General features: G+C 32.9%; 16 protein-coding genes. 6 read left to right on the top strand and 10 right to left on the bottom strand.

Annotation, left to right across the window (positions count from 1 at the left end):
• The first annotated feature begins 103 nt into the window (after positions 1-103).
• Positions 104-1057 carry a transketolase family protein gene (locus tag GTZ96_RS13255; RefSeq protein WP_161644393.1) on the top strand — a complete coding sequence of 318 codons (954 nt, stop codon included), beginning with the start codon at positions 104-106 and terminating at the stop codon, positions 1055-1057.
• A 598-nt stretch (positions 1058-1655) separates the two neighbouring features.
• Here GTZ96_RS13255 and GTZ96_RS13260 read toward each other — a convergent pair.
• Together GTZ96_RS13260 and GTZ96_RS13265 are read right to left on the bottom strand one after the other, a co-directional pair.
• The gene (locus GTZ96_RS13260) at positions 1656-2156 is read right to left on the bottom strand and encodes a hypothetical protein (RefSeq protein WP_161644394.1); all 501 of its coding nucleotides are present in this window, start codon (positions 2154-2156) and stop codon (positions 1656-1658) included.
• An 11-nt stretch (positions 2157-2167) separates the two neighbouring features.
• Complete coding sequence (locus tag GTZ96_RS13265) at positions 2168-2932, bottom strand: MBL fold metallo-hydrolase (RefSeq protein WP_161644395.1); 765 nt, start codon at positions 2930-2932, stop codon at positions 2168-2170.
• A gap of 101 nt (positions 2933-3033) precedes the next feature.
• Here GTZ96_RS13265 and GTZ96_RS13270 point away from each other — a divergent pair, with 101 nt between their 5' ends.
• The 3 genes from GTZ96_RS13270 to GTZ96_RS13280 all read left to right on the top strand — a co-directional run bounded on the left by GTZ96_RS13270 (position 3034) and on the right by GTZ96_RS13280 (position 7269).
• Positions 3034-4488 carry a TonB-dependent receptor gene (locus tag GTZ96_RS13270; RefSeq protein WP_161644396.1) on the top strand — a complete coding sequence of 485 codons (1455 nt, stop codon included), beginning with the start codon at positions 3034-3036 and terminating at the stop codon, positions 4486-4488.
• A gap of 158 nt (positions 4489-4646) precedes the next feature.
• Positions 4647-6503 carry a sensor histidine kinase gene (locus GTZ96_RS13275; protein WP_161644397.1) on the top strand — a complete coding sequence of 619 codons (1857 nt, stop codon included), beginning with the start codon at positions 4647-4649 and terminating at the stop codon, positions 6501-6503.
• Position 6504: 1 nt separating this feature from the next.
• Positions 6505-7269: a LytR/AlgR family response regulator transcription factor gene (locus GTZ96_RS13280; RefSeq protein WP_161644398.1), complete on the top strand. Its 765-nt coding sequence runs from the start codon at positions 6505-6507 to the stop codon at positions 7267-7269.
• A 356-nt stretch (positions 7270-7625) separates the two neighbouring features.
• Here GTZ96_RS13280 and bcp read toward each other — a convergent pair whose 3' ends face one another.
• The gene (bcp, locus tag GTZ96_RS13285; RefSeq protein ID WP_161644399.1) at positions 7626-8078 is read right to left on the bottom strand and encodes a thioredoxin-dependent thiol peroxidase; all 453 of its coding nucleotides are present in this window, start codon (positions 8076-8078) and stop codon (positions 7626-7628) included.
• 177 nt (positions 8079-8255) lie between these two features.
• Here bcp and GTZ96_RS13290 point away from each other — a divergent pair, with 177 nt between their 5' ends.
• A complete protein-coding gene (locus GTZ96_RS13290) occupies positions 8256-8903 on the top strand; it encodes an endonuclease III domain-containing protein (RefSeq protein ID WP_161644400.1) in 648 nt (215 codons plus the stop codon).
• A 60-nt stretch (positions 8904-8963) separates the two neighbouring features.
• Here the strand turns inward: GTZ96_RS13290 and GTZ96_RS13295 are convergent, their stop codons facing one another.
• Together GTZ96_RS13295 and GTZ96_RS13300 are read right to left on the bottom strand one after the other, a co-directional pair.
• Positions 8964-9107 carry a hypothetical protein gene (locus GTZ96_RS13295; protein WP_181033191.1) on the bottom strand — a complete coding sequence of 48 codons (144 nt, stop codon included), beginning with the start codon at positions 9105-9107 and terminating at the stop codon, positions 8964-8966.
• Positions 9108-9161: 54 nt separating this feature from the next.
• Positions 9162-9746, bottom strand: coding sequence for an RNA polymerase sigma factor (locus GTZ96_RS13300; protein WP_161644437.1), 585 nt, complete (start codon positions 9744-9746; stop codon positions 9162-9164).
• A 280-nt stretch (positions 9747-10026) separates the two neighbouring features.
• On the opposite strand from GTZ96_RS13300, the gene uvrA reads away from it, so the two are divergent.
• Positions 10027-12813 (top strand): excinuclease ABC subunit UvrA, encoded by a 2787-nt coding sequence (gene uvrA / locus GTZ96_RS13305; protein ID WP_161644401.1) that lies wholly within the window; start codon positions 10027-10029, stop codon positions 12811-12813.
• A 62-nt stretch (positions 12814-12875) separates the two neighbouring features.
• Here uvrA and GTZ96_RS13310 read toward each other — a convergent pair whose 3' ends face one another.
• From GTZ96_RS13310 to GTZ96_RS13330, 5 genes are all read right to left on the bottom strand, one after another.
• Entirely contained in the window at positions 12876-13169 is a 294-nt protein-coding gene (locus tag GTZ96_RS13310) for a hypothetical protein (protein WP_161644402.1), read from the bottom strand.
• Positions 13170-13308: 139 nt separating this feature from the next.
• On the bottom strand, positions 13309-14781 hold the full coding sequence (locus tag GTZ96_RS13315; protein WP_161644403.1) for a lipopolysaccharide biosynthesis protein: 1473 nt from the start codon (positions 14779-14781) through the stop codon (positions 13309-13311).
• Between the two features lie 14 nt (positions 14782-14795).
• A complete protein-coding gene (locus GTZ96_RS13320; RefSeq protein WP_161644404.1) occupies positions 14796-16088 on the bottom strand; it encodes a glycosyltransferase family 4 protein in 1293 nt (430 codons plus the stop codon).
• A gap of 23 nt (positions 16089-16111) precedes the next feature.
• Positions 16112-16579: a nucleotidyltransferase gene (locus GTZ96_RS13325; protein WP_235972991.1), complete on the bottom strand. Its 468-nt coding sequence runs from the start codon at positions 16577-16579 to the stop codon at positions 16112-16114.
• Positions 16580-16585: 6 nt separating this feature from the next.
• Positions 16586-16750: a hypothetical protein gene (locus GTZ96_RS13330; RefSeq protein WP_181033192.1), complete on the bottom strand. Its 165-nt coding sequence runs from the start codon at positions 16748-16750 to the stop codon at positions 16586-16588.
• Positions 16751-16756 lie beyond the last annotated feature (6 nt).

Consider the following 16756-nt stretch of genomic DNA (forward strand, 5'->3'; position numbering starts at 1 on the left):
TACCTCCCGCCACGGCGGGGAGGAATATCAAAATTAATAAATAACATAAACCCTATCACCCCAATAGGAACTCCCCCGCCGCGGCGGGGGTTGGGGAAGGAAAATGAAAAAATATATAAATACAGGAAGTAAAGATACCCGTTCAGGTTTTGGAGTGGGAATGACTGAATTAGGTCAGAAAAATGAAAATGTAGTAGCACTTTGTGCGGATTTAATTGGATCATTAAAATTTGATGATTTCAAGAAAAATCACCCAGAGCGTTTTTTCCAAATCGGAATTGCTGAAGCAAACATGATTGGAATTGCTGCCGGATTAACTATTGGTGGAAAAATTCCTTTTACTGGAACTTTTGCTAACTTTTCTACAGGAAGAGTTTATGACCAAATTCGTCAATCGGTTGCTTATTCTGATAAAAACGTAAAAATCTGTGCTTCTCACGCTGGATTAACTTTAGGAGAAGATGGAGCTACGCACCAAATCCTTGAAGATATTGGTTTGATGAAAATGTTACCAGGAATGACTGTTATTAACACTTGTGACCACAACCAAACTAAAGCGGCTACAATTGCACTTGCTGATCACCACGGTCCAGCTTATTTGCGTTTTGGTCGTCCGGTTGTACCTAACTTTACTCCTGCTGACGAACCTTTCATCATTGGAAAAGCAATTATGTTAAACGAAGGTACTGATGTAACTATTGTTGCTACAGGACACTTAGTTTGGGAAGCTTTAATTGCTGCTGAGAAATTAGAAGAAAAAGGAATTTCTGCTGAAGTAATCAACATCCACACGATTAAACCATTAGATGCAGAAGCTATTTTAAAATCGGTAGCTAAAACTAAATGTATCGTAACGGCTGAAGAGCACAATTATCTTGGTGGTCTTGGAGAAAGCATTGCAGGTGTATTAGCTTTAAACAATCCTACTCCACAAGAATTTGTGGCTGTTCAAGATAGTTTTGGTGAGTCTGGAACTCCGGAACAATTAATGGAAAAATACAAGTTAAACAATCAAGCTATTGTTGAAGCGGTAGAAAGAGTTATTAAAAGAAAATAATTCGATTCTGAAATATATTAAAATCCCATCTTGTATAAACGAGATGGGATTTTTTTGTGCTATAATTATAATAAAATCGTTGGGTGAAATTGTTTTTGATTTTAAATTTTCGTCAGTTCGAGGAGTAATTTTTTATTCTAAAAAAACAATATAAAATGACGTTAACTTGTCTTATATTAAAAAATCAAACTCTCGTTATTTACGAGTTTCAACTGTCCTTAGCTTCCGCAGTCGAGTGTCAAATGTTTGAAGAATACGTAAAAAGAAAAGCTGTTTGATCCGCCGCGGCGGAGAGTTCTTTTCTTTTAGACTCGAGCCGAAGGCGAATAGAGCGAAGCTAATTCGAAAACTAATTTGACCGACGAGGAAGTGTTAGACTTGATTTTTTTGTTTCTTTTTTGATCAAGCAAAAAAGAAAATTGGTAAATCTAATTTTTCACTTTTGATAAAAACGTCATTGGTAGTGATTTTGATTAGAAAATCGTATCAAGCACAAGAAAATTTATCATCAAAAACGGCTCTCGATACATTTTTTGCTCTATTTCATTATGCAAAAACACTCGAACTAACGTTTTTGATTTCATTCAATAGATAATAACTACTGCGCATAAAGCAAAGACTGTATTACTTCAAAAGAAATACTTTCATCTTCATTGACAAAATACTTCAACAAGACTTCGCCCCACATTTTGCCATCACTATAATCAGCAATAATCCAGCGGTGGTTTAGAACTTTTACTTTGTTGATTACAAACTTATTCGCTCCTATTTGATCTTGTCCCACATAAGGATTCCCTTTTGGATTGGCATTAAAATCCATCAACTTTTCCTTTAATACAGGAATCAATTTTTCGTAAGGAATTATTTTATTGGCTATAGCCGAATCAAAATAATTTTGGGCATTCTCATTTTTTTCCAAAGAAAAATAATTAGCATCATTTAACTTTGTGGTAACCGAGTTCAAACTATCCTTCAATTTCTTTGTAGTTTTCTCGTACCTGTTTTGCTCAAATTCTACCTCTTTACTTAAAAACATATAGGTAAAAACATTAATTAATACCAGTAAAATAAAGGCGTAGAGCGCGAATGACTTTTTCATTGTAAAAAATATTATAGGGTGATTTCTAAATTATCATAAGCAAGGAATACATTTTCAGGAAGTTTTTGTTGTACTTCTTCATGAAAGCCCATCACATGACTAATATGGGTTAAATAAGCCTTTTCTGGTTTTACCAAAGCAATAAAATCCAAAGCCTCTTGTAAATTAAAATGCGAAAAATGATGTTCTTCACGCAAAGCATTAACCACTAAAACTTTTAAGTCTTTCAATTTTTCGATTTCGACATCCTCAATAGTTTTTACATCCGTTAAATAGGCAAAATCATCTATCCGATAACCAAAAACCTGAAGATCACCATGCATAAAATCAACAGGAATAGCTATTTTATTCCCTAATGGAAACGGAACATTATTCACTACCTCAATTGTTTTTACCGATGGCGCTCCTGGGTATTTATTCACCGTTTCAAAAACATAACCAAAACGACTTCGCATATCATCAAGAACTCTCTGATGAGCATAAATAGGCATTTCACCCTGTCTAAAATTAAAAGGTCTTATATCGTCTAAACCTGCAGTATGATCGGCATGTTCGTGAGTAAAAACAATTCCATCTACTTTATGACAATTGGAAGTCAGCATCTGTTGCCTAAAATCAGGACCACAATCAATAACAAACGAATACTCATCCCAGCGTATCAAAACCGAAACGCGAAGTCTTTTATCCTTACTGTCCGTACTTTTACATACGGGATGATCGCTCCCTATAACTGGAATGCCCTGAGAAGTACCTGTACCTAAAAAATATATCTTCAAATCTTATTTTTTTCACAAAAATAGGATTATTTCCCTTTTATTAGGCTAGCTATTTAATTAACTTTGTAACATCAGGCAAATACATAAAATTAAACTAAAAAATGGGTAGCGAAATAAAACTAAAAGGTGACAGAGTCATTGTACAAGTCCCTTCAATAAAAGACAAGGCACTACGTATCAATTTAAACGAAAATATTTATGGAACATTTGCCGAGATAGGCGCAGGACAAGAAACAGTAAGACATTTTTTTAGAGCAGGTGGCTCATCAGGAACCATTGCAAAAGCCATGTCAGCATACGATAAAGACTTTAGTGATGCCGTTTATGGTACCGAAAAAGACGGTCGTTATGTTACTGAAAACCGACTGAAGAAGATGCTCTCGCACGAAGTTGACTTAATTGAAAAACGATTAAGCAGAGAGAAACACCCCAACAAAATGTTTTTTAGTTATGCCAATACCGTAGCTACAATTGACTTCGCTAAACAATTTAAAGGACACGGATGGGTAGGTATTAGTTACCAAATTGACCCTAACGAAGAATACAACGAAATCATACTTCACATTCGTTTTAAAGAAACGGATGCCAAACTTCAACAGGAAACCCTTGGAATCCTGGGCGTAAACTTAATTTACGGCGCTTATTACAAGTACAACGACCCTAAAAAATTATTACGCTATTTATACGATCACCTGGACAAAGACCAACTAGAGATTGACACCATCAATTTTTCAGGACCTCGTTTTGCTGATGTAGACAACCGTTTAATCAGTTTACAATTAGTTAAAAACGGAATGACTGATGCCGTAATGTTCAACCCAAAAGGAAAAAACATTCTTCCTGCTACTATTTTATACAAAAAAAACATTCTTGCGCTAAGAGGAAGTTTCCGTCCGGTTACTAAGGTAAACATGGACATGTACGAGAAATCGATGCGCATGTTCATTGAAGAAAACAAAGTGGACAAAGAAAACACCTTGGTTATTTTCGAAATCACCTTGTCTAACTTGCGTTCGGATGGTGAAATTGACGAAAGAGATTTCATGGATCGTGCCGAACTCCTTTGTTCTTTGGGACAAACGGTAATGATTTCTAATTTCCAGGAATACTATAAGGTAGTAGAATATTTTGCTAATTATACGAAAGCCCGAATGGGACTTGCTATGGGTGTCAACAATCTGGTTGATATTTTTGACGAAAAATACTATCGCCATTTAAGTGGTGGAATTCTGGAGGCTTTTGGTAAATTATTCTTCAGAGACATGAAGGTTTTATTGTACCCAATGTTAGACGAAAACGGAGAAATCACTACTTCTGAAAACTTAAAAGTACATCCACGAATGAAAGAATTATACAAATTCTTTAAATTCAACGGAAAAGTAATTGACATTAAAGATTACAATCCAGAAAACCTAAAAGTGTTTTCACGTGAAGTTCTAAAAATGATCAGTAACGGAACACCCGATTGGGAACCAATGCTTCCTGAAGGAGTTTCTGAAATCATCAAAAAGCAACGCCTTTTTGGTTACGATCCTGAAAAGAAATTAGTTGAATAAAACAACATCTTAATTATATCAAACGCCACAAAGAAATTCTCTTGTGGCGTTTTTGCTTAAATGCAGTTTGCATCTCTATTTTGCAGTTTACAAGAAACTTGTTTTTATCTTATAATCATTATAGTTCTTTTGTGGGATAAATATTTAAATTTACTACCATGAAAAAATCACTCTACTTTTTAGTATTTCTAACAATTGGAAACTATTGTTTTTCTCAAGACCAAGAAAAACTTCCTGTAAAACCTTGGAAAGAAATCGTTGAGATAAACTCTTTTTACTATAATTCATTACAAAAATGGGACACTGATATACGTGTTAAATTAGAAGGAAACTATACTAAAAATGATTCTATAACGATAGATCATACTTTAAAAAAATTAGATGCTTTAACAGAAACTATTTCGATTAAATTTTCAAAAACAGAGAAACCTAATTTTAAAATTAATTTTTTAGATGCTGCTCTAAAAGAAGGCAATAGTTATACAACAAGCAGTTTTGGCCCTCAAAAGCAAGGACAAGGATATACAAGCTGTGAACTTTATATTTATAAAATTGATGCTACAGATACAGATTTAGAAATTAAAAAATCTTTAGAATCTCGAATAGCAAAAATGCTAGTTGGAGGATGTTTTGCATATCCGCCAATAGAAGAAAAAAGAAACAGTATCTTCCATTCTATATATGGACATTCAAACTACGATATCCCCTTAAACCATGAAGACGAAGCAATTATAAAAGAGGTTTACAAAAAAGGCTTTGAAGAACGACTGGCAAAGGCAGAAGATCAATTTGAAGACAGTGTTACAAAAAAAATACAAGATGCTAAAATTTCAAGCAGAGACCGTTCTTTATGGTGGGTAAGAAACCCAGTAGCATTAATTTTTTTACCTGCATTAATTTTAGGATTGCTAGGGCTATTTTTTATTAATAGCATCAATAAATCAATAAGCATTAAAATTAAGAAAGATTGGCTTCGATTTGGTACTATAGCCTTAATAACGTTGCTATTTGCAGATATACTAATCGTATTTTGTGTGTCTTTTTATGATTTTTTAACTATACCCGATGATTACAAAAATGTCCGTATAGTCAGAAATGACACAATTAAATCTACCACTTTATTCTTGGTTATTTTATTTCCTTTTCTTTATTTGTTTCGTTTTATTGAATTAAAAATTCAAAAAACTGCAAAGAACCTATTTACAAAAACGGGATTAATCTTTTTGTCAACAGGGTTCTTGCCTTTCGCCTGTTTATTAATTGTCTTTTTTATCTTAAAAAATGCACTTAGCTATCAACAAGATTATTACGCTTTATCTAAAATGTTTTTATTTTTAATGGCAATTGCATCGCTTCGAGCATTGATCGGTTATTTTATTTTTAAAGAACGAAACTTAATTATAGAAAATGAAACAAAGCTTGCCAACTTAAGAGAACTAAAAGTTAAAGCCGAATTAAAATCATTACAATCCCAAATAAATCCTCACTTCTTGTACAATTCTTTGAACTCAATTGCTAGTTTAGCACCTATAGATGCTCAGAAAACACAAAAAATGGCACATTCGTTATCCGATTTATTTAAATACTCCATAAACCGAAAGGATAAAAAAACGAATACCATTTTAGACGAAGTGAACATGGTCAAAACCTATTTAGATATAGAAAAAATTCGTTTTGGTGATCGTTTACAATTTACTGTAGATTTAGAAAAAGATTTAGAAAATCATGAAATTCCTTTGTTTTTAATTCAGCCACTAGTAGAAAATGCTGTAAAACATGGTATTTCAAAAAATGAAGGTCAAGGCAACATTGGTTTAAAAATTTCAAAAGAACAACATGAGATTACAATTTCGGTAAGCGATAATGGCCCAAATTTCCCCGAAGGTTTGTTAAGCGGTCACGGTTTACAAACGGTTTTCGATTTATTGCGATTAACTTATGGAGACAAAGCCACTTTAAACTGGACAAACAAACCAGAAAAAATGATTATCATTACAATTCCTGAAACTATATAATATGAACAAACGCTATTCCACTATAATTATTGATGATGAAACGCCTGCCAGACTAGGCTTACAAAATTTACTAAAAGAATTCCCTGAAACTTTTGATGTTATAGATATAGCACAAAACGGAACGGAAGCACAGCAAAAAATAGAAGCTTTAAATCCTGATATTATTTTTTTAGATATTGAAATGCCTGGTTGCTCTGGTTTTGAATTATTAGCACGTTTAGAAACTATTCCAATGGTAGTTTTTTGTACGGCTTACGACCAATATTCTCTGGAGGCTTTTGAGACCAATAGTATCGATTATTTGGTTAAACCAGTCAAATTAGAACGTATTGAAAAAACTGTACAAAAATTAAAAACGTTTCATGTAAAAAGTTCTTCAGATGAAATTTTAAAAGTTCTAAAAGACATTACAAATAGAAAAGAAGAGAAAAAAATGACTTCTATTACAGTTAAAAAGAACGATAAATTAATTTTTATAAAATTAGAAGATATATCCTTTTTTGAAGCCGATAATAATTACACAACAATACATTCAGAATCTGGAGTATTCTTAAGCACAGAATCTATTTCAAATTTAGAAAAGAAATTACCTGATAACTTTTTACGCATTCATAGAGGTATCATTATTAACAAAGACTATGTAAAAGAGGCTCAGAAATATTTCAACAGTCGTTATATCATTACTCTCAATGATGTTAAAAAAACAAATATTACTTCTGGGAGAAGCTATTCAGAAAATGTAAAAACTTATTTGGGATTTTTTTAATCTATTTTTTTTAGAATATCAATAGAAATGGGCTTTAGCCCATTTTTAAGAATGAAATATTGATAGGCTTTAGCCAAAATTTTTATATAAGTTTCGGCTAAAGCCTTATTATCTTATAAATTCTATCATCTGGCTAAAGCCAGATGCAATTGATTTCTGTATGTTTAATAATAATAGAACTCTAGTTTTAGATCAAGACATGACATGATAACAAAAACGCTACAAAATTTCTCTTGTGGCGTTTTTAGTTTATACCGATTGTATATTCAATATAGTCCAATTGCATTGTACTATTTTCATATTACATCGGTATGATACAAGAATAATTAGAATTAAAATTCACTATTATTTTGGTATCACTTCAAAATTTGAGCGGCGTGCTCTTTGGTTTTTACATTTTCAATGACTTCATCAATGATTCCGTTTTCATCGATTACAAAAGTAGTTCTGTGGATACCGTCGTATTCGCGTCCCATGAACTTTTTTGGTCCCCAAACGCCAAATGCCTCAATAACTTCTTTTTCTTCGTCAGCCAATAAAGGAAATGGGAATTCATACTTTTCTTTGAATTTGGCTTGCGCTTTTGCCGAATCGGCACTTACACCTAACAAGGCATAATTATTAGCCTTAAAACGCTCGAAATTATCTCTTAAATCACAGGCTTCGGCAGTACATCCTGGCGTACTGGCTTTTGGATAAAAGAAAACCACTAATTTTTTTCCTTTATAATCTTCTAATTGATGCGGCTTTCCGTCTTGGTCTACGCCAAAAAAATCGGGAGCTTTATCGCCTTTTTTTAATGTTATCATGTTTGTGAGTGTATGGGTTATGAGTTATGGGTTTTGAAGTGTGAAAATTAATTATTTAAAATTGAAATTGCTATTGACATTGTATTTTGTAATTGTATTTTTGACATTGCTATTGCTATTGATTTTTTGCCATTGCCATTGAAATTCCTTTTCTTTACAATCCAAAATTAAACTAAAATGACCAAACAAGAACGGGTAACATTTGTTATAAATACGTTAAAAGAACTCTATCCTACCATCCCGATTCCGCTAGACCATAAAGATCCTTATACACTGTTGATTGCTGTTTTGCTTTCGGCACAATGCACAGATGTAAGAGTCAACCAAATTACGCCTTTGCTTTTTGCTAAAGCCGATAATCCGTATGACATGATAAAAATGTCGGTGGAGGAAATCAGGGAAATTATTCGTCCTTGCGGCTTATCGCCAATGAAATCCAAAGGAATTCATGGTTTATCGCATATTCTAATCGAAAAACACGATGGCAAGGTGCCGCAGAGTTTTGAAGCTTTGGAAGAATTACCTGCCGTGGGACATAAAACCGCCAGTGTGGTGATGTCGCAAGCCTTTGGTGTTCCTGCTTTTCCTGTGGATACGCACATTCACAGATTGATGTACAAATGGAATTTAACCAATGGAAAAAACGTAGTTCAAACCGAAAAAGATGCCAAACGCATATTTCCTGAGGAAATTTGGAACGATTTGCACTTGCAAATTATTTGGTATGGTAGAGAATATTCGCCAGCTCGTGGCTGGAGTTTAGAGAAAGATATTATTACCCGAACTATTGGAAGAAAAACCGCCTTAGACGGCTATAAAAAGTAAATCTCACTAATTTTAAAAAATAATTAGTGAGATTTACTAAAACAGCTATTACTAGCTTAACTAATTTGCAATAATTTCAAAACTTTTATCTGCAACTTTTATCATGTGCAGTGCTTTTGAATAATTCAAAAGAAAAGAAATAACTTCTTTTTTAGGTTTCATCGTTGTAGTAACTAAATTTTTCTTAGAGTAAATTTTTGCCATATACTATTTCTATTTGTTTGTTAGAATAGAACGGGACAAGTATTAAAATATTGTTTAATTGGTTAAAATAATTTGGTGTTTATCAATTACTTTTCTCAAATTCATCAAAGCATAACGCATTCTTCCTAAAGAAGTATTAATACTTACTCCTGTCTGTTCTGAAATTTCTTTAAAACTCATATCCTTGTACATTCGCATAATGAGAACTTCTTTTTGATCTTCAGGAAGTTCTTCAATCAGTTTTTGAATGTCTAATTCTACCTGATCGGCAATTAACTGATTTTCGATAGTCAGACTATCATCAGTCATAATGGAAAAAACTGAAAACTCCTCGGTTTCCCGATACAATGGCATTTTTTTGTTTTTTCTAAAAAAATCAATAATAAGATTATGAGCAATGCGCATCACCCAAGGTAGAAATTTCCCTTCCTCATTATAGGAATTTGATTTTAAAGTTTTAATTACTTTTATAAAAGTATCTTGAAAAATATCGTTAGAAACATCTCTGTCGGATACTTTTGAATATATAAAACCGTAAATTTTGGATTCGTGTCTTTTAATCAACGTAGCTAAGGCCTCTTCGTTACCTGCTACATAATCCTGTACCAACAAAGCGTCGGGAATTTGAATATTAGCTATCATAGTAATACTTTTTAGTATGGGTTAAGGGTATTTTCTAAAAAGTAGTTTTATACTATAGGCGCTTTTATTTTTAAAGATGATTGATTCTTCAAATTTAACGAATTATTGTCTTGCTTGGCAAATAAAAAATAGAAAAATTATATATAAATTACTATTTATAAAAAAATAAGCCGTATTTTTTTAAAGTCAATCTTCGAATTTCATTATTATTTATGACTTCGCGGAGTTCTTTTCTCAGCTGGAAAATGATTACTTTTGTAAAAATCCAATATTTTTTATGAAAGTTGACTTTTCTAAAATAGATCCAAAGAAAAATATAATAATAAAAGGGGCTCAGGTACACAATTTAAAAAACCTTGATGTCGTAATTCCTCGTAATAAATTAGTGGTAATTACCGGGCTTTCGGGCTCCGGGAAATCCAGTTTAGCATTTGATACTTTGTATGCCGAAGGACAACGCCGATATGTAGAAAGTTTATCGTCGTATGCAAGGCAATTTCTTGGAAGATTGGATAAACCAAAGGTTGAGTACATTAAAGGAATTGCTCCTGCAATTGCTATTGAACAAAAAGTAAACACCACTAATGCCCGTTCTACCGTAGGAACTTCGACCGAGATTTACGATTATATGAAATTATTGTATGCTCGAATTGGAAGAACATTTTCTCCAGTTTCGGGTCGTGAAGTCAAAAAAAATACGGTTTCGGATGTTATTAGCGATGTGAAAAATCTGGAAATCAATAGCAAATGGTTGCTTCTTGCTCCTATTCATCTGGAAGAAGGAAGACAGCTAGAAGACAAATTAAAAGTATTGCTTCAACAAGGTTTTTCTCGAATATTAGTCAATAATGAAACGGTTCGTTTAGACGAAATTGACCAACATTCGTTAGACAATAAAGATATTACTTTAATTGTGGACCGAATTGTAGTAAAAGACGAAGAAGAATTCTATAATCGTCTTGCCGATGCAGTACAAACTGCTTTTTACGAAGGAAAAGGAATCTGTTATTTACAGGAATTAAATTCAGACAAGCGATTTGATTATTCGAATAATTTTGAATTGGACGGAATTACGTTCCTGGAGCCGAATCTGCATTTGTTTAGTTTCAACAATCCTTACGGAGCTTGTCCTAGCTGTGAAGGTTACGGAAATATCATCGGGATTGATGCCGAACTGGTAGTTCCAAACACCAGTTTATCGGTTTTTGAAAACGCTATTTTTCCTTGGCGTGGTGAAAGCATGAGTTGGTTTCGAGACGAATTAGTGAACAAAGCCTATAAATTTGATTTCCCTATTCACAAACCGTATTTTCAATTAACCGAAGAACAAAAAGAATTAATTTGGACTGGAAACTCCTATTTCCAAGGACTGAATGATTTTTTCAAAGAACTGGAAGAGAAAAATTATAAGATACAAAATCGTGTGATGCTATCGCGTTACCGAGGAAAAACCAAGTGTCAAACTTGCAAAGGAAAACGCCTGCGTGTAGAAGCATCTTACGTTAAAATAAATAACAAAACCGTTTCTGATTTAGTCGATTTACCCATTAAACATTTAGTTGATTTCTTTAAAAATTTAGAATTAGATGAATACGAAAAACAAATAGCCAAAAGATTATTAGTCGAAATTAACAATCGTCTGTCATTTTTAACCGAAGTTGGTTTGGATTATTTAACGTTGAATCGAAACTCGTCTACACTTTCCGGAGGAGAATCGCAGCGTATCAACTTAGCCACTTCGCTTGGAAGTAGCTTAGTGGGATCTATGTATATTTTGGACGAACCTAGTATTGGTTTACACCCAAAAGACAGCGAACGTTTGATAAAAGTATTGTTGTCTCTGCGTGATTTAGGCAATACTGTGATTGTGGTGGAGCACGACGAGGACATCATGAAAGCCGCCGATATGATTATCGACATTGGTCCTGAAGCGGGAACTTTTGGAGGTGAATTAGTTGCTCAAGGTAATTTTGCCGAAATCCTCCGTTCGACTTCGCTCACGGCACAATACCTCAATGGCGATTTAGAGATTTCTGTACCTAAAAGACGTCGCCCTTTTAAAAATTTTATCGAAATAAAAGGTGCCAGAGAAAACAATCTTCAAAATATTGATGTTACGTTTCCTCTAGATGTACTCGCTGTAATTACCGGAGTTTCTGGTAGTGGAAAAAGTACGCTAATTAAGAAAATCTTATTTCCTGCAATGCAGAAGAAGCTGGATAATGCGGGAGAAAAAGCAGGTCAATTTACCGAAATATCAGGTTCTTTTTCTCACATCAAACACATTGAATATGTAGATCAAAATCCAATAGGAAGAAGTTCGCGTTCTAACCCGGTCACTTACATCAAAGCTTATGACGACATCAGAGAATTATTTGCAAAAGAAAAATTATCAAAAATAAGAGGCTATCAAGCCAAACATTTTTCTTTTAACGTGGATGGTGGTCGTTGTGAAACTTGTAGTGGAGAAGGAAGTATTAATGTAGAAATGGTCTTTATGGCCGATGTGCAATTGCCGTGCGAAACCTGTAATGGAAAACGCTTTAAAAAAGAAGTCCTCGAAGTTGCTTTTGAAGGCAAAAACATCAACGATATTTTAACAATGACCATTGACGATGCAGTACACTTTTTTGAAACAAACAAGCAAACTAAAATTACCCAAAAACTAAAACCGCTGCAAGATGTAGGTTTAGGTTATGTACAATTAGGCCAATCTTCTTCTACACTTTCTGGTGGTGAAGCACAGCGTATCAAACTGGCTTCTTTTCTAGTAAAAGGGACTACCAAAGAAAAAGCCTTATTTGTTTTTGACGAACCCACCACAGGTTTGCACTTTCATGACATCAGGAAACTATTAGCTTCTTTTGATGCCTTGATAGAAAAAGGACATTCTTTGTTAGTTATCGAACACAATCTTGACTTAATAAAATGTGCCGACTGGATTATTGACTTAGGCCCGGAAGGAGGAGAAAACGGAGGACAATTATTGGCTGTCGGAACACCTGAAGAAATTGTGAAAAACAAAAAATCAATTACCGCTAAATACCTAAAAGAAAAGCTATAAAAAAAAAACTCCGTCTTGTTATTTTAACAAAACGGAGTTTTTCATTATTTTTTTTCAACTATCTAACCATAGCATTTTTCTTCAAAAGGCATTCCGTCTTCATCGATAGCGATTATAATTTTTCTTTCCTTCTTCGCTTCGAAATATTTATAAGCCCAAGGAATAGACCACAAACCAAAAGTAGCACAGGAAATCAAAAAATTCAAACGATGATTTACCTTAGTAGGCTTTTTCGATAAAACCACAAAAGGCAATTTATCATTGACTTCCTCTACTACAAATCCTTTCTTAATTTTTTGAGCTAAGACGCCGGATAATTTTAAATTTTCATTTTTAATAAGAGAAATGTTTTTCATAATTTGAGGGTATTGATGAAAAGATTAATTTTTTATTAGTAAAAATAAACCTACCACAAATTTAATACCATAAATCAAGATTTACAATACCCACTTTTAGTGATTAACAGTTCTTGAAAATAACATTTAATTATAAAACCTATCTTACAATTTTAAACTTCTTCAACAAGCCATCGATAACCTCATTAATTTGAATGGAAATAACAAACTTATAATTCAAATACACATAAGCAATGCTCACTAAAATTGACTTTAAACCAATGCCGACAATAGGATATGAAGGAAACAACTCCCAAAAGTAAAACAATAGAAATAAAATAGAGGTTAGCCCTATAGAATACAGCGTTTGGTTTGTAAAAGGATACAGATGCAATCTTTTTACAACAAACATTAATTTAGCGATGCTATATAAAGTGATTGATAATAAAGTCGCAAATGCAGAGCCTATAATGCCATACATTGGAATAAAAATCATATTTAGTACCACAGTAAGAAAAACCAAAACAACTCCTAAAAACAATACCGCCCTGTAATATTTTGTATTAAATATAATGGCATTATTATTCCCAAGGATTAAATCAAAATACTTGGATAAACCTATCATAAACACCACTAGAATTCCTCCTCCATATTCCTCAGGAATCATCTTATACAACTGACTGATATTTACAAAAATGCACAACATGACATAACCTCCTACAATCTGCAAATTAATTGAGGTCTTTTTGTATAAATCATTCAATTCATCATGTTTTTCCTCGTGCATCAATTTTGCCGTTATTGGATAAACAATTTGGTGCATCGCTCTACTTGGAACCGAAATCACCAAGGCAATATAAGTCGCAACTGAATAATAGGCGATATTTTCGATTTTGATATATTGATTCAGCATCAATTTGTCAATATCTAATAATAAAGTTGCTACTCCTCCTGATAAAATGATGAAAAAAGTATAGACTGTAATATCTTTTACATTGTGTGGTACCGAAAGTTGGAAATTGGGTTTCTTTAGATAAAAAGCATAAAACATCGTAGCCAGAAATGCCAAAAGATAAATGACTGCTGTGACATAGATAAACTGAATAGCACTAATCCAGTGGTAATACACTCCAATTAATGCTATTAACGAAAACAATCGCAAACCTACTTCTTTAATAAAATTCCCAAAAACTGAATGCATTTGCACTCTGGCCCAAGCATAAAATATTTCGAAATAAGCCATACAAATTCCTATAAACGGAATTAGCCACAAGAATTCTTTTACAATAGGATTTACTTTCGATAAATAAGCCGAAATGTCATTGTAAAAAAACAAACAAATCAACAGTAAAGGAATGGATAAGATTAAAGGAAATAAAACGGCAAAAGACAAAAACTCTTCTTCCTCTTTGTCGTTTTTACATTGGGAAAAAAACTTCACCAATGTATTTTGCATTCCAAAAGCCAATAAAGGCATTATTATAGCTGCTGCCGAAAGAATATAATTATTTAAAGCATAATAAGTTGCTCCTAAAAAATACGGATATAAATAAATGGTATTTACCGCCCCTATCCCAAAACCTATGTAAGTAAGTATCGTGTTTTTTAATGACTGATTTAATACAAGTCCCATTTATGAATATAAAATTAGATGTTAGAAGATAGAAGTTGTACCAATTGCTCAGTCAAATTTTTCCTTGAATATTTTTGTAATCCTACACCATGAGATTGCAATTTCCCTTCCAGGTATTGATTATAAAAGTCCAAAATTAACTTTTTAAGTTTTACTTTTTCAGAATAATCGAAAAATACTCCGGTGTTGGTTTCTGTAATAATTTCGGCAAAATCAGAACCGTTGGGTCCAATAGCGATAATTGGTCGATTAGAAACCAGATACTCAAACAATTTACCGGGAATAATGCTCTTTGTTTCCTCAGAATCAATTTCGATAAGTAATAAAACCTGTGATTTTCTTTGATGTGCTATCGCTTCTGCATGGGAAACATAACCTAAATTATTCAAATAGCCATTCAAACCAAACTCTGTAATAGAATCTAAGACTTCCTGACTGACTGCGCCAATTAATTTGATTTCTAAATGAGATTTGAAATCAGGAATTTCAGCTACTAATTCAACAATGGATTCCCATAGTAACTTTGGATTTCTAGCCGAAAGAAAAGAACCAATATGCGCCAAAGAAAATTTAGCATCTAAAGTTTGTTTCTCGACTTTTTCTATATCAAAACCATTTGTAATTACAGCAATGGGCTTTGTGGTCAGTGCTTGAAATTCGGTTTTTGTAGTTTTACTGGTAACAATAATAGTGTCAGCCGTATTCAAAACCTGTGACTCTAACTCCTTGTGTTTTTGAGCTGCAGTATCAGACAAACGTAACGATTTATGATAGCCTATAGTTGTCCAGGGATCTCTAAAATCAGCAAACCATTTTACATTTAATTTCTGTTTTAATTCCAATCCAATAAGATGCAAACTATGCGGTGGCCCTGAAGTAACAATAGTATCAATATTATTTTCAACTATGTATTTCTCTAAATAAGAAACAGAAGGTTTTATCCAAAAAAATCGAGCATCTGGAATAAATAAATTACCGCGAATCCATAGAAAAACTTTATCTAAAAAGGATTGTTTCTTCTGGTTGGGAATAATCCCCGAATTCATCTTCTTGGTTTTATTCTTCGATAAAAAAGAAGCCAATTGATAAGGTTCAAATATTTTCTGTTTTAGAATAATAGCCTTATCTGAAACTTCTTTTACTAAGTTTTCATCAACAATAGGATAAGTAGGATTTTCAGGAATATAGACTATGGGCTGAACGCCAAAATCAGGTAAATATTTAACAAATTTAAGCCAACGCTGTACTCCTGGTCCTCCAGCTGGCGGCCAATAATAAGTAATAATTAAAAGTTTTTCTGATTTCAAGTTTAAGATTTTGTGATATTGAATTATAGATCTCTATTTATTTTTTCAAGTTCCTCAATATCTAAAAGATCCTTGGGCCTGTTGGCTGCTTTTTTTGCAATTATTAGATTTTTATAATCAATAAAAAATACTGGGATTCCATTTATATCTACAACATTTGCTTTTTCTAAAATCGCTGTAAAAGACTGATTTTCTAAGCCTTTAACAGAAGTCATAATATCCAATCTAAGATTAAAATTTAGAGTAAAATCTGTCCAACCTGGAATAAATTGCATCGTATTAATACTTTCAAAATCGCCTAATCCCATTTGTTTAATGGCATTCCTTAAATTTTCACGATTAACAATTGTATCTTCTATAAAAATATCAATATCTCCAGTGTTTCTTCCGTAGCCATAAATATTTACCGCAAATCCACCAATAGTTAGATAGTTTACATTATTTTCTGATAAATATTTCCAAACATCTAATATTTGCTCATTCATATTCATTTCAAATTATTTTGATTTTGAATATTTTTTTGCATTTCTCAACATATAAGAAAGTTCGATTATTGCTATCAATTTTTCAAAACGCTGTTGATAGGTCAATTGTCTCGTTTCTTCTATATACCTCGCTTCCATTAATTTTGGGTGTGCGTGATTTAATTTGACTTTGCCCATTTCATT

This window comes from Flavobacterium undicola (genome assembly GCF_009909155.2).
In the GTDB taxonomy this organism is placed as follows: domain Bacteria; phylum Bacteroidota; class Bacteroidia; order Flavobacteriales; family Flavobacteriaceae; genus Flavobacterium; species Flavobacterium undicola.

Coding starts and splice junctions, on each gene's coding strand:
- GTZ96_RS13315 (WP_161644403.1), bottom strand. CDS start 14,781: ATGGGACTTGTATTAAATCAGTCATTAAAAAACACGATACTTACTTAC.
- GTZ96_RS13330 (WP_181033192.1), bottom strand. CDS start 16,750: ATGGGCAAAGTCAAATTAAATCACGCACACCCAAAATTAATGGAAGCG.
- GTZ96_RS13325 (WP_235972991.1), bottom strand. CDS start 16,579: ATGAATATGAATGAGCAAATATTAGATGTTTGGAAATATTTATCAGAA.
- GTZ96_RS13290 (WP_161644400.1), top strand. CDS start 8,256: ATGACCAAACAAGAACGGGTAACATTTGTTATAAATACGTTAAAAGAA.
- GTZ96_RS13280 (WP_161644398.1), top strand. CDS start 6,505: ATGAACAAACGCTATTCCACTATAATTATTGATGATGAAACGCCTGCC.
- GTZ96_RS13275 (WP_161644397.1), top strand. CDS start 4,647: ATGAAAAAATCACTCTACTTTTTAGTATTTCTAACAATTGGAAACTAT.
- GTZ96_RS13260 (WP_161644394.1), bottom strand. CDS start 2,156: ATGAAAAAGTCATTCGCGCTCTACGCCTTTATTTTACTGGTATTAATT.
- GTZ96_RS13255 (WP_161644393.1), top strand. CDS start 104: ATGAAAAAATATATAAATACAGGAAGTAAAGATACCCGTTCAGGTTTT.
- GTZ96_RS13270 (WP_161644396.1), top strand. CDS start 3,034: ATGGGTAGCGAAATAAAACTAAAAGGTGACAGAGTCATTGTACAAGTC.
- GTZ96_RS13295 (WP_181033191.1), bottom strand. CDS start 9,107: ATGGCAAAAATTTACTCTAAGAAAAATTTAGTTACTACAACGATGAAA.
- GTZ96_RS13310 (WP_161644402.1), bottom strand. CDS start 13,169: ATGAAAAACATTTCTCTTATTAAAAATGAAAATTTAAAATTATCCGGC.
- bcp (WP_161644399.1), bottom strand. CDS start 8,078: ATGATAACATTAAAAAAAGGCGATAAAGCTCCCGATTTTTTTGGCGTA.
- uvrA (WP_161644401.1), top strand. CDS start 10,027: ATGAAAGTTGACTTTTCTAAAATAGATCCAAAGAAAAATATAATAATA.